This window comes from Roseibium sp. SCP14 (genome assembly GCF_040329475.1).
Taxonomy (GTDB): Bacteria; Pseudomonadota; Alphaproteobacteria; order Rhizobiales; family Stappiaceae; genus Roseibium.
In genome coordinates this window covers 1,139,416-1,153,178 of record NZ_JBDZYH010000001.1, presented here as the reverse complement: position 1 = coordinate 1,153,178, position 13,763 = coordinate 1,139,416, and the positions used below count along the sequence as shown (strand labels likewise).

At 56.3% G+C, this 13,763-nt stretch carries 15 protein-coding genes; 5 read left to right on the top strand and 10 right to left on the bottom strand.

Annotated elements, in window-relative coordinates:
- On the top strand, nucleotides 1–489 hold the full coding sequence (locus tag ABLQ08_RS05265) for an OsmC family protein (protein ID WP_352940067.1): 489 nt from the start codon (nucleotides 1–3) through the stop codon (nucleotides 487–489).
- Nucleotides 476–856: a cupin domain-containing protein gene (locus ABLQ08_RS05260; protein WP_352940066.1), complete on the top strand. Its 381-nt coding sequence runs from the start codon at nucleotides 476–478 to the stop codon at nucleotides 854–856. Before ABLQ08_RS05265 ends, ABLQ08_RS05260 begins: the two co-directional genes overlap by 14 nt.
- A 97-nt stretch (nucleotides 857–953) precedes the next feature.
- Here ABLQ08_RS05260 and ABLQ08_RS05255 read toward each other — a convergent pair whose 3' ends face one another.
- Nucleotides 954–1,637: a hypothetical protein gene (locus ABLQ08_RS05255; protein ID WP_352940065.1), complete on the bottom strand. Its 684-nt coding sequence runs from the start codon at nucleotides 1,635–1,637 to the stop codon at nucleotides 954–956.
- 180 nt (nucleotides 1,638–1,817) lie between these two features.
- Here ABLQ08_RS05255 and ABLQ08_RS05250 point away from each other — a divergent pair, with 180 nt between their 5' ends.
- Complete coding sequence (locus ABLQ08_RS05250) at nucleotides 1,818–2,453, top strand: LysE family translocator (protein ID WP_352940064.1); 636 nt, start codon at nucleotides 1,818–1,820, stop codon at nucleotides 2,451–2,453.
- Nucleotides 2,454–2,576: 123 nt separating this feature from the next.
- Here the strand turns inward: ABLQ08_RS05250 and ABLQ08_RS05245 are convergent, their stop codons facing one another.
- From ABLQ08_RS05245 to ABLQ08_RS05225, 5 genes are all read right to left on the bottom strand, one after another.
- Nucleotides 2,577–2,849: a hypothetical protein gene (locus ABLQ08_RS05245; protein ID WP_068407121.1), complete on the bottom strand. Its 273-nt coding sequence runs from the start codon at nucleotides 2,847–2,849 to the stop codon at nucleotides 2,577–2,579.
- Nucleotides 2,850–3,039: 190 nt separating this feature from the next.
- Nucleotides 3,040–3,450, bottom strand: coding sequence for a TIGR02301 family protein (locus ABLQ08_RS05240; RefSeq protein ID WP_352940063.1), 411 nt, complete (start codon nucleotides 3,448–3,450; stop codon nucleotides 3,040–3,042).
- A gap of 38 nt (nucleotides 3,451–3,488) precedes the next feature.
- Nucleotides 3,489–4,517: a DUF3179 domain-containing protein gene (locus tag ABLQ08_RS05235; RefSeq protein ID WP_352940062.1), complete on the bottom strand. Its 1,029-nt coding sequence runs from the start codon at nucleotides 4,515–4,517 to the stop codon at nucleotides 3,489–3,491.
- Between the two features lie 106 nt (nucleotides 4,518–4,623).
- Nucleotides 4,624–5,043 (bottom strand): NUDIX hydrolase, encoded by a 420-nt coding sequence (locus ABLQ08_RS05230; protein ID WP_352940061.1) that lies wholly within the window; start codon nucleotides 5,041–5,043, stop codon nucleotides 4,624–4,626.
- Between the two features lie 26 nt (nucleotides 5,044–5,069).
- Nucleotides 5,070–5,582: a hypothetical protein gene (locus ABLQ08_RS05225; RefSeq protein ID WP_352940060.1), complete on the bottom strand. Its 513-nt coding sequence runs from the start codon at nucleotides 5,580–5,582 to the stop codon at nucleotides 5,070–5,072.
- Between the two features lie 123 nt (nucleotides 5,583–5,705).
- On the opposite strand from ABLQ08_RS05225, the gene ABLQ08_RS05220 reads away from it, so the two are divergent.
- Nucleotides 5,706–6,461, top strand: a complete 756-nt coding sequence (locus ABLQ08_RS05220) for an SOS response-associated peptidase (protein ID WP_352940059.1) — start codon at nucleotides 5,706–5,708, stop codon at nucleotides 6,459–6,461.
- Between the two features lie 55 nt (nucleotides 6,462–6,516).
- Entirely contained in the window at nucleotides 6,517–7,377 is an 861-nt protein-coding gene (locus ABLQ08_RS05215; protein WP_352940058.1) for a methyltransferase, read from the top strand.
- A 22-nt stretch (nucleotides 7,378–7,399) separates the two neighbouring features.
- On the opposite strand, the gene ABLQ08_RS05210 is transcribed toward ABLQ08_RS05215, so the two are convergent.
- From ABLQ08_RS05210 to ABLQ08_RS05195, 4 genes are all read right to left on the bottom strand, one after another.
- Nucleotides 7,400–9,196 (bottom strand): caspase family protein, encoded by a 1,797-nt coding sequence (locus tag ABLQ08_RS05210; RefSeq protein ID WP_352940057.1) that lies wholly within the window; start codon nucleotides 9,194–9,196, stop codon nucleotides 7,400–7,402.
- 200 nt (nucleotides 9,197–9,396) lie between these two features.
- Nucleotides 9,397–9,846, bottom strand: coding sequence for a glyoxalase superfamily protein (locus ABLQ08_RS05205; protein ID WP_352940056.1), 450 nt, complete (start codon nucleotides 9,844–9,846; stop codon nucleotides 9,397–9,399).
- Between the two features lie 318 nt (nucleotides 9,847–10,164).
- On the bottom strand, nucleotides 10,165–11,640 hold the full coding sequence (gene dnaA / locus ABLQ08_RS05200; protein ID WP_352940055.1) for a chromosomal replication initiator protein DnaA: 1,476 nt from the start codon (nucleotides 11,638–11,640) through the stop codon (nucleotides 10,165–10,167).
- A gap of 659 nt (nucleotides 11,641–12,299) precedes the next feature.
- Complete coding sequence (locus tag ABLQ08_RS05195; RefSeq protein WP_352940054.1) at nucleotides 12,300–13,712, bottom strand: FAD-binding oxidoreductase; 1,413 nt, start codon at nucleotides 13,710–13,712, stop codon at nucleotides 12,300–12,302.
- Nucleotides 13,713–13,763 lie beyond the last annotated feature (51 nt).

Genomic DNA, 13,763 nt, shown 5'->3' with positions numbered 1-13,763 from the left:
ATGGCAATTCGACAAAAAACAGTCGTCCCGGTTCGCATGGAAGCAAGCTGTCCGACGCATGCGCGAACCGAAGTCTCGGTGAGAGATCTGGTTGCGGTGATGGACGAACCGGTGGAGCGCGGCGGCACAAATCGGGGAGCGTCGCCCACGGAAACGGTTTGTGCGGCGTTGCTGGCCTGTACAAACGTCATCCTGCATCGCTGCGCAGCGGCTGCCGGTCTCGACATTCAGTCACTTGACCTTGCATTGAACGCAAGTTTCGACCGCAGAGGCGTGATGCTTGAGGAAGAAATCGATACGCCGTTTCCGGACGTTGAATTGAACATCACCCTCTCGGCGCTGGGCACTGAAGCAGCTCTTCAGGAGACCAAGACGAACCTGAAACGCTTCTGCCCGGTTTCGAAACTGTTTGCCGGCAGTGGCAGCACGATTACTGAAAACTGGTCGGTCACATTACAGAACAAGGAAAGTGCCCATGACGATGTTTGATCACAATTCTCAGCCGCTTGAAGAGTGGCGCCCGGGCGTGCGAACCCAGATGCGGGTCTCATCGGTCAACGGCGCCTATCAGCTCTGCATTTTCGATCAATTCTGCGATCCCGGCATGGGCGCGCCGCTGCATCTTCATGCGGTCGAAGAGGTTCTGGAGGTGATGGAAGGCACGGCGGAAATCTGGTGCGGAGGTGAAACCTACCACGCAAGCGCAAATCAGAGTGTGCTGATCCCGGCCGGAAGCAAACATGGTTTCCGCAACAACGGCGAAGGCGTGTTGCATGTCCGCGCGACACTGGCTGCTCCGATCTTCGAGGCGTCTTACGACGACCGTGACGAGTTATCGCGCAGATGGGTTCGCTAACAAGGCGGTACCGAGGTCTGAAGAGCGAAGAACCGGTTGGTGCAGCGCTCTTCAAACCTTTAACATTCTTCCAGCATAAGAACTGAAGTTGCTGGCCTTAGTCGCCAGCAACAAAGTAATGCAGCGTTCCGTCTGGCCCGATGCCGACCCTGTAGAAGGTCCAGGCACCAAATTCCTGCATCTCCGCGAAGTCACCTGCCGTTACGATGCGGAACATTTCGACTTTCTGGTCGGGGGCTAGGTTGTCCAGCGGATAGCGGGCGAAGTAGGGCCAGACATACATTTCCTGTGGTGTTCCGGCATCTACATGAACGAAACCCGCGTCCAGGGTGTCGGCCAGGATAGCCAGGATTTCGTAGCCTTCACCATCACCGGAACTGGACTTCAGAAAGTCGATAGGATCCTCAATCTCGCCAAACGAAAGAGTAGGTGGCAGCTCATTGCTTTCCAACACCATGCGCAACCGCTCCATGTCGCCGAGCAGGGCCGCCTCCCGTAGCTGGGAGTGCATGCGCGAAACCGGCTTTGGCAGGACCGAAGTATTGTACAGAACCTGCGGCGGAGCACCGTCCTCGTCAGATCCTGCTTGCGTTTCAGGAGGAGAGGGCGCTTGCTGGTTCTCTCCGCTTGCCGGCACGGAGAGTTCCTCCGAAGGGATCGGAGCAGACTGCGTTTCCTCAGTCGGGGTGACCGGAATTGTTTCGGTCATGACTGTTTTGGCAAAGCCGGCCGAGCAGGAGAATGAAGCGATCAGGAGTGCCGCCGCAAATGTCCGTCCCATGGCGATTTCCTTCTGGTTTTCCACCCGTGTGCCCCTTGGGGACCTTCCTTAAACAATTCGTGCGATAGTTGGAACCGCGCTGTCAGGAAATTCCCATTCTTGTCACGATGCTTTTCGACCGCTATCGAAGGCGCAATCGCTCCGAAACCGATTCCGAGGTTCGACAGAAAAGGACCGGCTGTGACATTTCTGGAATATGCGCTGATCGGGTACTTTATCGGCATTCTCACCACAGCACCTGTCGGTCCGGTCAATGTGATGGCCATTCAACACGCAGTTCGTGGCGGTTTTCGGCATGGTGTCCTGGTTGGATTGGGTGCGGTTCTCGCCGATACAATTTACGCCACTGCCGCGATCTTCAGTGTCTCCGCCGTGACAACGTTCATCGAAGATCAGTTCAGTCTGATTGAGATCGTCGGCGGTGCGCTGCTGATCCTGTTCGGTATCAAGATCTGGAATACCCATCCGCATCTGGAAAAGAATGGCGATGGTGAAGAGTACAGATACATCGGGGACGTGACCGCGGCTTTTTTCCTGGCAATCACCAATCCCGGTACGATATTGGCATTCGCTGCCATATTTGGTGGGCTTGGGGAATTTCGGCCGCCCCACGGGGAACATGCCGGCGCATTGATGATGATCGCAGGCGTTTCTGCCGGTGCGACTTCCTGGTGGATAATGGTCTCGGCAACCGTCTCGCATTTCAGGGCACGAATCGACGACAGGTGGCTCGACCGGGCGAACCATATCGCCGGATTCATTCTGGTCGCCTTTGGCGCTCTGATCTATCTGAAACTGGCGGTGGACAGAATCTGACAGGCGGATTTGACCGATTGCAAACTGCAAACCCGACGGGCGAATGCGGGCGCCTTTCACAGTTTCCGATTTCAGAATCACAAAGGCCGGACTGGCCGGCCTCATTTTCGTATGTTGCCGCGCTTACTGCAGAACGCGGTTGACGGTGTAATCACCTTGCAGGATGCGATCCGGCAATCCTTCCGCCAGCTTGGCGACTGCGTCTTCGCCATATGCAGCTACAAGGTCGGCGAGTGCGGTGAACATTGCCGCATGCGCGACCGCGTCCGCATCCACACCGTTGGCGATTGCTTCGGCCCACGCGTCAGAAATGAACCCGAGCGCGGCACGCCTTATGTCTTCGTCTTCGGCAAATTCGGCTTCCATCGCCGCTTCAGCATAATCGTCGTTAATCATTCGTTCCCTTACCGGTCCTTCCCGAACGCCTGGAGACAACCCCAACGTGTTCCTGCCCCGAATCTGATGATTTGATCCTAGCACGGCTAACCGCGCTGATAAGTAACCGTGAACGCAAACTTAACGGCCACCCACAAATTTGATTCAAAAGGTTAACCAAGTCGTAACAATTCGACGATTTTTGCTGAATTCAGCGGCCGTAACGGCTGGTAACGTCGCTGATAATGGTTTCGCCCTCGGTCAGATACTGTCCCATTGCGATACGGGCAGCATCCGTACAATCCCTGTAAGCGACTGAAAATCCACGATAACCCTGGTTGAAACGTTCAATGAAACGCCGCCGGCGGTTTTCATCGATGGTTTCGGCGTCCAGAAAGTCTTCCATCTGGTCGCGCCAGCTCGGAGTGTCATTTTCTTTGCATAACGGGCGAAGGAAATGCAGAGCACCGAAAATTTCCGACAGTCGCATAAGTTGCTGTTCGTAAGGAGGTGCGTCGATCCCGGTCTCTTGCGCAGCCGTGATTTGCCCGGGCAGCAACAACCCCGTCGCGGCAGTGAGCACAACCCGGTAAACGACAAATTGTAGGCGCAAGGTCCTCATGAGCGGATCATGCGCATAAGGTCCGCCTATCGCAAGCGCTATGGTCCTTTGATCCCAAGAATTGGCAGATCAGGGTGAAAGGCGTGTACGACGAATGCGAAAGTGACGTCGTGAACAAGCAGAACCTCTTCCGCCTTTCCGGTTCTGATCGCTTCAACGGAGCCGACGGCCCGTCCGCTTCCCGTCTCGCTTCGGTCAAGAACGGAAGCCTGTTCGCCAGTCCAGCGCAGCTGTACGGCATCGGACAACGCGACGGAGCCTTTGTTTCGAATATGCTCCAGCGTCGCGGCAAAGGTCTGGCTATCGTCTCGCACCACCACGACACGCGCCATCGGATTGATGTTGTCCGGCAGTTCTCCCTGATAAAGCGGGTATGGGGCGGACCGGCTGTCATATCCGACATAAGGATTGCGCCCGTAATTGCGCCGGGGCGGCACCGGCCGGGCCAGGACTTCGGCATCGGGATGTTCTCGCCGGAATTCGCTGAACGCAACCACCCTGGAGGGGATCATCTTCAGATCCCGGCCTGAGTGTTTTCCGACAATGCCCTTGCCGGTAAATTGCTGCCACCAGGTCTCGCTTTGCCGGTCATACATCACGAGGTCCGAATTTCTGAGAAGGCCGGTCGTTCCGAAGTCGAGAACGTCGTTGTCGAGGCGTCTGTCGAAGACGATGGAGGAATTGCACAAGGGGCAGTAGGTCACCGAAACCGGTATGGAGCCGATGTGGTCATTGACGATTTCATGCCAGATCAGGATCTGAAGCGGATAGGCCTTGATGGTTTCGTCCAGTTCTAGCCGGATCACCGGTTCCCGGTCCCCCAGCCACGAAATGTCACGCGCTTTTTCGAACCTCGGATCGTCTATTGAGGGAATGCCGTCCTTTGGCGGGCCACCGGAGAAAATCGTGTCAAGGTTGACGGTCGCCTTGGAAAAGTCCGTCGTAAAGCCGGCGCGCCGCCATTGGTCCGGGTTGGCCAGAACCGCAGTCGAGACAAGGATCGTAAGAAGACCGGCCAGCAGCAGTTTGATGAATGATGCTTTGAAAACCCAATTTGCCTGCCACATGTCAAGTCTCCAGACCTGTCAGATCTGGCTTTATGGTCCTCGACAATGAGTGCAATTGGGAATCACAGTACTGCAAACCTGTGTGAACCGGTTTGCAGTGAGACCGTCAAGGCAGATGACGGCGGATGCGCTCCGGTGTTCCGGGCGTCGTTGGCCGGTTGTCAGTCTCATCCGGGTGAACCCATTCGATCGCAGCTGCGTCGTCACCGGCGATGGCTTCGCCGGAAACATATTCGCCGGAAAAAATCGTCAGAACGAAATGCGTGACAACCTTGTCGTCTTCGTCGCGCTGAATGGAATCGAAGGTCTCCACAGGGGCGGCGAGTGAAGCTGTGACGCCGGTTTCTTCCAGAAGTTCACGTTCTGCTGCTTCGATCAGGGTTTCACCAAGTTCAACCACTCCCCCAGGCAGGCTCCAATGGTCCTTGAAAGGCGGTTTGCTGCGCTTGACCATCAGCGCATGGCCATCTCGGTGACACAAAACGCTGACGCCGACGCGCGGGACTGCTGGATAAAACCGTGACATGCGCTCTTTACCTGAAGGTGAGGACCCTAGGCGAACAGAGCGTCGATTTCCGCCTGTGCGCCGTCGCCTTCATGTTGGGTTGCTTCAGGCTCAACATGACCGTGAATGACAGCTCCGGCAACCGCGATCAGTGGCTTGATGTCATGCGTTGCCTTGTCAGCGACTTCTGCGGCGATCGCCGCAGGGTCGGAAGCCTGGCGCAGCTGATCCTGGATCTGACCGACCAGCGCGTTGATTTCGGCGACTTGAGCTTCCAGGTGTTCACGCAGGTGTGATGGTGCAGCGAAATAGGCCTGAATGGCCAGCTGCTTGTCCTTGAAAGTCGAATTCTCAAAGTGCCCCTCATAGTCCAGGGGCTCCCATTCAAGCACATCTTCCGCACAATCGGGCATGTCCGGAAGCATTTCGAGAAGCATCATCACTTCGTTGAAATGATTGAGGTAATCGGTCGCAAGTCCGGTATTGGGATTGATATTGGCCTGCTCCAGCCTTTCAGCTGCCAGATCTCCGGCGCCCAAAACTGGACCCACAAATTCCATATCTGCCCCCTGTTATTGCCTTGAGGACTAAGCTACTTCTTTTTTGTTTCCAATTGCCTAACTTTGCAGCACTTGTGGATTGACCGATCGAAGGCTGAAAGGTTCCGGAACGGAGTTAGCTACATGTGTGGTCGCCTGGCCCTTACAACACCGCCTGATGCCGTTCGGGATTTCTTCAGCTACACGGACCAGCCGAATTTCCCGCCCCGCTTCAATATTGCCCCGACACAGCCGATTGCGACAGTGCGTTATGAATATGGCAAGCGCCGCTTCCACCTGGTCCGCTGGGGGCTGATTCCATCCTGGGTGAAAGACCCGGCGAGTTTTTCCCTGCTGGTCAACGCCAGGGCCGAAACAGCAGTTGAAAAACCTTCCTTTCGCGCAGCCATGAGGCATCATCGCTGCCTGATCCCGGCCTCCGGGTTTTACGAATGGCGCCGGACGCCTGAGGGAAAGCAGCCCTACTGGATCAGGCCGGCAGATGGCGACATCATGGCTTTTGCAGGCCTTTGGGATACGTGGTCGGACCCCGACGGAGGCGATATGGACACCGGCGCCATTCTGACAATTCAGTCCAACCGGATGATGTCGAACATCCATCACCGGATGCCCGTGATCCTGAAGCCTGAGTCTTTTGAGACCTGGCTCGACACTGCCAATGTCGATACGCGTGAGGCCAAAAAAATGCTGCGGCCGATCGAAGACGACTTCCTGGTGGCGACCCCCATCACAAATCGTGTGAACAAGGTGGTCAATGACGATGAAGATATTCAGCGTGCGGCAGAACCGGAAGAGCTGGTTCTTGCGACGCCGTCAGAACAATCCCCGGGGTCAGGCAAAAGATGCAGCCCTGATGACAGCCAGCTGGATTTGTTCTGAGACAGCTTCAGTTTTGCCGTGCAAATGAAGTCCTGCCGGTGTAGGGGAGGCGACCATGAGCAAAGACGATACATCTCCTGCCGAACTTGAAGGCGAACCTGAGAACGAGGCACTGGCCGAGGCCTATAATCGCGGCCTTGCCTTGCAGAAGTCCGGCGACTTGACTGGTGCCGAAAAGGCTTTTCGCGAAGTTCTGGAGCTCGACCCGGAGGATTCAGGCGGTGCCAGCATTCGCCTTGCTGCGATTGGCGCGGAGAATGCTCCGGACAAGATGCCGGACGCCTATGTAGCGACACTGTTCGACCAGCATGCCGATGTCTTTGACGAGATCCTCGTTGATGAACTGGGATATTGCGTTCCTTTGTTGCTGCGCGAATTGATCCAGCGCCTCGGAATCGGTCCGTTTGAACGGCTACTCGACCTTGGCTGCGGTACTGGTCTGACAGGTATGGCGCTTGCCGATTGCACCACGCATCGGACAGGTATTGATCTTTCCGAACGCATTGTCGAACTCGCCTACGATCGGGAAGTTTATGAGGATCTCTATGTCGGAGAAGCTGTCGAATTCCTTCAGGAATTCGAAGAAGAAGACGGTTCACGTCCCACATGGGATCTGATCGCGGCAACGGACGTCTTTCCGTATCTCGGATCGGTGGAGCCATTCCTTCAAGGGGCGGTGGACCGACTCGCTCCCAAAGGGTACCTGGCTTTTTCAACCGAAACGCTTCCAGCGGATGCGTTGCAGGGCAGGAACTACATGGTTGGCCCCAAGAGCCGGTTCGCACAGGCTGAAAGCTACATCAGGTCATCGCTGGACGATGCCGGTTTTGAGATCCTGGCCATGGATCCAATCACCGTCAGACTGGAAGAAGGCGACCCGGTGCCCGGCCACCTGGTGATGGCGCAATTGCGCTAAGGCCTTGGTTCCGAAAGCAGGTCTATTTCAGAAAATAGAATTCTCGCCGAAGAGCGGAATTGTGCCAGGGCGACTGAGAACCGTTGGTAGATGCATAAACGTCCGCCTTTACGCGCTTCATCATCAGTTCGATCTCCAGACCCGGAGTTTCGATGTGTTTCAGCAGTGCGGTCGTGAAAGGACTGTTTCTGCCGTCGCCATCGAGCGCGACATCGCCTGGGGCGGTGGCAAAACCGATCAGGATGTTGCCGCCGCCGGCCTCGGGGGCTGCCAGTCCGCGTTTTATAAAGGAACTGCGGCTGGTGGCGAGCGTCCGGGAAAAGCGTCGTGACAGCGGATTGTCCCGACAGGCATCCAGAAGCGCTATGGAAAGGCGGCCGGGTGCATTCATGTAGTCAAGGATCGTTCCCAGTTCGATCGTCTCGAAATCGACAGCGGTGGAATCTTCAAGCTTGGCGTCGATCGGGATCAGGAAATTCTTCCCGCCCATCTGCATCGCATGCCCGGCATAAAAGAACAGGGCGACATCGGCATCCCGGATTGTTCGAACAAAGGAACGGATGGTGCTTTCCATCGCAGGTTTGCTTTGGTCGAGTCCGAGTATCACGGTGAACCCGAGGCGCTCCAGTGACACGGTCAGGCCGGTCGCATCGTTCTTCGGATTGGGAAGAGGCGGAGCGTGCACATAAGCGGAGTTGCCGAGGATCAGCGCAACACGCTTTCCTTCCGGGAGTGTGGAAAGATCCGGCAGTTTGGGACTTGTCGCGGGGGCAGATGCTGTTGCTTCGTTTCCTGCGTCTGGTGAAGGGCTTGTGTCAGGCCCGATTGTCGGCACTTCGGCCGTTGCCGACTGATGTTTCGCCGCATCAATGTGACGCCCGTAGGCCCAACCGCGCATGCCATTGCGAAGCTCAATCTCGAACCACGCGCCCTGTTGCGCGAGCATCTCGACTCGGGTTCCTTCAAGAAGACGGGCAATCTCCGGAGAACCAGTGCCTGCGCCGGAACGCAGGGACAGGTACGTGTCGCCGCTGTTGCTCAGATCGCCGACCATACCCTGTCGGGGTGGCGAGATTGCCCGAACCGGGGCCGGGGAGGCAGGGGCTGCGACTGAAGGCGTTTGCGGAGTTGAGGCGGAAGGATAGTTGGGCGCTGTTGCGATGTATTTGCTGTAAGCCCATCCGGATCGACCATTCTGCAGGGCTACATTAAGCCACGATCCGCTTCTTCCGAGGATCGTCAAAGGGGTGTTTTCGCGAAGACGGGCAATCTCCTGGTAGCGGGTGCCCGGGCCGGTTCTCAAGGAAAGGAAATTGTCGCCCCGCGGATCGAGCCCTGTGACATATGCCTGTCCGGACAAGGAAGGTGAGGGTGTGGCCGGAGGAGATCCTCCCGAAAGACGTGTTGCGGCGAAAAGGGACGGAGAGGGCCCGCCCGTAACGCCTGTTGCCGACCAGACAACGAACTGAAAGCGCTGACCGTTGTGAAAGTAGCTGTCGCCCGGAATGGCACCCGTTCCAATAAGCCTGCTTTTAAGGGTATTGCCCGCAGGCTGCGTCATCCAGCCGAGCGTGACGGCAAACCATCCGTTGTTCGATTGGAAAACCGTCGCTTGCGGAAAACGTCCGGCAAATCCGCGCGCAACCTGGATTGCCGCACCGGCATCGGGGCGGCTGGCCACGACGAGCCAGCCACTGTTGCCACCGGGCATGACCGAAGCGTTCGCTGCGGACGCAGACAAGATGAGCAGTAAAAGCAGAAATGCCCGAAGTTGCTGAAACTTCATCCGCTTTACTGCAACGAACTCATTCCCGGTCATGCTCGGTTCTCCAGCACCGGAGATCTCTTGCGAGATCCTCGATGTTCCGGCTGGTCCGAAGCCTCGATTGGTGAAAGATCCGGCTCATCGCACCAACGCTCAATTACATCGAGTATGCCATGGCTTGTACTGATTTACAGGAGCTTGAGCATTTTCCGGTCGGTGCGTAAACCACCTCCGTCCCGTCCGAAGATGGTTGGTCACCGATGTTTAGGATCGGTTGCCGCGACCTTCATCCTCAGATAGGGCTCACCGTTGGAGGTTTTCTCCACGGCAATGCCGTCTTCATCGACAATGCAACTCACCCGGCTCCGGAAGGATGAAAAACTGTCGAATGTCACGACATCGACCGGTTGATCGAACTGCACGTCGACGCGGATGTGATCATGTTGGCCAACCTTGGAGAGCCCCCGTATTTCTCCTGCGAACGCCTGTCGCATGTAGGTTCCCGAAACCCGGTCTCCCACAGCGAATGGCCTTGCGGAGCTGTTCCGTGCAGAGGCGCAGGCGGTGTTCCAGTCTCTGAAACCATGTTGTTTCGAAACCAGCTCCAGCGCCTGGGCATGAGAGAGGGATTGGCCGTTTTCCGCCAACGCGGTTCGTAGTCGTTTTGCCTGGATTTTTAGTTCGGCGATGTTTGCGAGTGTCATGGAGGCACCTTTTCAAGAAAGACAGGCAATCATGAATGGGGCCCGCGTTGCCATTCGCCTGCACATGCTTGCGAAGGTCTGCCAATCACGGCGACTGCTGTCTGCCGGAGGGGATTCACCTGGGCTTTCGCCTGCGGGCGGCCGGCTCCCTCAAACCGCCGTCAGGCATAGAGACCCACACTGACCTTGTCAACGCAGACAAAAGAAAAGCCGCATTTGCGGCTTCAAGTTGAGGGAGGTGAGATAAATCCGTTGGTTTTGTCCGGCATGTGGCGGTGTTCGGCTGCCACATGCCCCTCGAGGGCTGTCAAAAGCTGGTCAGGCGTGAACCAGGCGCTTCAGCAACTCCACTTCCTGCGCAAGCGCATTGTCCTTTGTCAGCAGGTTTTCGATCTTGCGAACGGCGTGCAAGACGGTCGTGTGGTCGCGATTGCCGAACCGTCGCCCGATTTCCGGGAGGGAACGTCCGGTGATCACCTTGGCAATGTACATTGCGATCTGGCGTGGACGCACCAGTGTGCGAGCCCGACAGGAGGACAGAAGGTCAGCCTTGGTCACGCAGAAATGCTTGCAGACGACCTGTTGAATTTCCTCCACCTTGATGGTGCGAGGTTCGCCGATCCGGACCAGGTCATGCAATGTCTTCTCGGCAAGGTCCAGTGTAACCGGTTGTTTGGTCAGCTGGTTGTGGGCGTAGAGACGGTTCAGAGCGCCTTCCAGATCACGCACCGAGGAGATGACGTGACGCGCGATGTAATCAAGGACATTGTCCGGTATCGAAGCAGTGAGGTGTACCTGGCGCGCCGAGGCGACACACTTCGTCAGGATGTCGTATCTCAAGGCATAGTCGGCAGGATGAATGCCGGAAATGACGCCGGACTGAATGCGGTGCCGCAAGCGCGATGGCAGCGTATCGAGTATCTCCGGCGCCCGGTCCGCAACCATGATGACCTGAGAGGGAGCTTCCATCAGCACGTCAAGTGTTTTGCTGAACTCTTCCTGGTCCTGCTTGCCATGCAGAAATTGCAGATCGTCAATGAGCAGCAGGTCGATCGACTTCATGGCCTGGCGCAGAACCGGATAGGCCGGTGTGCGCAGGGCCGGCACCAGGTGGTACATGAAGAACTCGGCTGACAGGTAGGCGACATGCCGTCCCGTCTTGCGTGCCTCAGCGGCAGTCGCCTGCAGTAAGTGTGTCTTGCCGGTGCCGGTGGAAGCATGAATGTAAAGAAGCTCTGGTGCACTTTCACGGCCGACGGCCATTTGGCGTACAGCGGCGCAAGCGTGACTGTTCGATGGCCCCTCGGCAAAGGTGCCGAAGGTCAGTCTTGGGTTGAGTGGTGCGCCGTTCAAAAAGGCCATGGCTGCTTCATCGCCCGTATCGGCAAGGCAGGGGAAGGCTGAATTGCCGGGCTGCAAGCCGATTTCTTCCTGCAGGCTTGAAACATTGTCATCGACAGAAGTTCTACCGCTGATCCGGCGAGCGGTGATTGCCTTGGGAGGTTGCGTTTGCTGGATGTTCCGTGGCCTCAGAGCGCTGCGTACCGTGAACTCGATCCGGGTGATTTCGTTCTGCTCGCGTTTCCATAGTCCGACGAGCTTCTTCCCGTAATTGCTTTCGATCCAGTTCTTCAGGAAACGGGTTGGAACCGACAGCCGCACTGCATCGCCTGTGGTCTCCTCGTGTTTCACTCTTCCGAACCAGTTGGAGAAAGCGTCTTCCCCAAGTTCACTTCGAAGTTCTTCCTTTACGCGCTCCCAATGATCCAAACGGGCTAGGTCTTGAACCTGCATGATGGCCTCCATCAGAGGGAGTGTTATGCCTCTCCCTCACGTGCACTGTCGAAGAGCAGCTTTTCCGCCTTCGCTGCCCTTTGCTTTGTTGATCTGGTGGCAGTTTCGGTGCCCTCCGATCGTATGGCTTATCCTTGCCGGGTAGTTGCCATTAACCTTTTACTTACCATCCTTTCAAATAGCTTCTTTTTATGAGGTCATAGACCGCATGCACTTCGAAGATCACAGATGAGAGGGGAAACGCATGCGAAGTTCGCATGTAGATTCATGCTACCTGGTAGCGAAGAAATCTTTTGTGTGCCCCCACACTGTTTATTTCTTCTTTCGATGTTCTGATTATGTCTGCAGACGCGGTGGTTTTATTAAGAGAAAATTAACTTTCGGGGGCGTTTTCCACCGATTTCCGGAATTTTGCTTGGAAAATCGTCAAATTCATCGATGCGTATTTCGATAGATAGCAAGATACCTTGTTATTATTAACAAGGGTTTTGGGCCTGATTGTTGCCCGTTCCAAGTTTTTTCAGAGAGCAATTTAATGAGGCGGCAAAACAAGAGGCTTGAAGTAGCCTTGAGCGATGCCTCTGGCTTGGGCTCGGCAAGCAAATAGACAGCTTCCGGATTCGGCAGCTGTCCGATTAAGAAAGGTGCGGATTGGCTATTCAGAGAACCCGTCCCGGGTTCAGGAGATCTTTTGGATCAAACGCCGTTTTGATCCGTTGCATGAGCTCCATTTCGATGCCCGATTTAACATCTTTCAGGAGATCCCGTTTCAGGCGGCCAATACCGTGTTCTGCGGAAATGCTGCCACCGAAATCATGAACGATGCCGTGAACGATTGCGTTCATTTCATCCCACTTTGAAAGATACTCTTCCTTGTCCGCACCGATCGGCTGGCTGACATTGAAGTGAATGTTGCCATCGCCGATATGCCCGAAGGGCACGGGCCGGCAGCCCGGCACGAATTCGCCAACGGCGGCCATTGCCTTGTCCAGGAAGTCCGGAATGGACGCAACCGGAACCGACACGTCGTGCTTGATGGATCCGCCTTCGGGTTTTTGCACTTCCGACATGCCGTGACGGATATGCCAGAAATCCTGGACCTGCGAGAGGCTTTGCGCAAAGGCCGCGTCTTCCACCAGGCCTTCTTCGAACGCTTCACCCAGGATGCTCTCCAGAAGATCCCGCACGGGAAAAGCCTCTGAACCGCTGGAGAGTTCCATCAGCACATACCAGGCGTGTTCGCTCTCAAGCGGGTCGCGGGCTCCGTCCAGGTGCCTGAGGCAGAACTCGACGCCCACGCGGGGCATGATTTCGAAACCTGTCAGCACCGGTCCTGCTTGTGCCTTTGCCAGCGTGAACAACTTGAGTGCGGCTTGCGGATTCGGAAGGCCGACGAAAGCGGCTTCCAGTTTTTTCGGTTTTGGAAAAAGTTTGAGCGCGGCGGCCGTAATAATCCCCAGGGTGCCCTCCGCGCCGATAAATAATTGTTTCAAATCATAACCGGTATTGTCCTTGCGAAGGGTCCTCAATCCATTCCAGATCTCACCGGTCGGCAGGACAACTTCGAGGCCCAAAACGAGGTCGCGTGTGTTGCCATAAGCAAGGACGGCGGTCCCGCCGGCATTGGTCGAAATGTTGCCGCCGATCTGGCATGAGCCCTGCGCGCCGAGCGACAACGGGAACAGCCGGTCGGCCTTGTCGGCCTCATTCTGGAGCGTTTCAAGAACCACTCCGGCCTCCACCGTGATCGTGAAACCCACCGGGTCGACGGATCGGATCTTGTTGAGACGCGAGAGTGAAAGGACGATTTCATCCCCGGTTTCCTGCGGGATTTGCCCGCCCACCAGACCGGTGTTGCCACCTTGCGGTACGATTTTCAGCCCTTGCTCATAGGCATATGTCATCACCTTGCTGACTTCTTCCGTGGTGCCCGGGCGCAGGACAATCGGAGTGACGCCCTGATAAAGGTCGCGCCATTCGGTCAGGTAGGGAGCCTGGTCGTCAGGAGTGGTCAATACGTTCGCTGCACCGATCAGATCAGCGAAGCGGGCGGCATGGGAAGAGCGCTCCATGAGCGAGGTCCTCGTGCGGTTTGAAAGTGAAATTCGGGCGTCAACATAGTG

Excerpts from the sequence above, each read along its gene's own strand:
- ABLQ08_RS05260 (WP_352940066.1), top strand. The coding sequence starts at position 476 with ATGACGATGTTTGATCACAATTCTCAGCCGCTTGAAGAGTGGCGCCCG.
- ABLQ08_RS05245 (WP_068407121.1), bottom strand. The coding sequence starts at position 2,849 with ATGATTAACGACGATTATGCTGAAGCGGCGATGGAAGCCGAATTTGCC.
- ABLQ08_RS05265 (WP_352940067.1), top strand. The coding sequence starts at position 1 with ATGGCAATTCGACAAAAAACAGTCGTCCCGGTTCGCATGGAAGCAAGC.
- ABLQ08_RS05235 (WP_352940062.1), bottom strand. The coding sequence starts at position 4,517 with ATGTGGCAGGCAAATTGGGTTTTCAAAGCATCATTCATCAAACTGCTG.
- ABLQ08_RS05195 (WP_352940054.1), bottom strand. The coding sequence starts at position 13,712 with ATGGAGCGCTCTTCCCATGCCGCCCGCTTCGCTGATCTGATCGGTGCA.
- ABLQ08_RS05205 (WP_352940056.1), bottom strand. The coding sequence starts at position 9,846 with ATGACACTCGCAAACATCGCCGAACTAAAAATCCAGGCAAAACGACTA.
- ABLQ08_RS05215 (WP_352940058.1), top strand. The coding sequence starts at position 6,517 with ATGAGCAAAGACGATACATCTCCTGCCGAACTTGAAGGCGAACCTGAG.
- ABLQ08_RS05240 (WP_352940063.1), bottom strand. The coding sequence starts at position 3,450 with ATGAGGACCTTGCGCCTACAATTTGTCGTTTACCGGGTTGTGCTCACT.
- ABLQ08_RS05230 (WP_352940061.1), bottom strand. The coding sequence starts at position 5,043 with ATGTCACGGTTTTATCCAGCAGTCCCGCGCGTCGGCGTCAGCGTTTTG.
- ABLQ08_RS05210 (WP_352940057.1), bottom strand. The coding sequence starts at position 9,196 with ATGACCGGGAATGAGTTCGTTGCAGTAAAGCGGATGAAGTTTCAGCAA.
- dnaA (WP_352940055.1), bottom strand. The coding sequence starts at position 11,640 with ATGCAGGTTCAAGACCTAGCCCGTTTGGATCATTGGGAGCGCGTAAAG.
- ABLQ08_RS05220 (WP_352940059.1), top strand. The coding sequence starts at position 5,706 with ATGTGTGGTCGCCTGGCCCTTACAACACCGCCTGATGCCGTTCGGGAT.
- ABLQ08_RS05225 (WP_352940060.1), bottom strand. The coding sequence starts at position 5,582 with ATGGAATTTGTGGGTCCAGTTTTGGGCGCCGGAGATCTGGCAGCTGAA.
- ABLQ08_RS05255 (WP_352940065.1), bottom strand. The coding sequence starts at position 1,637 with ATGGGACGGACATTTGCGGCGGCACTCCTGATCGCTTCATTCTCCTGC.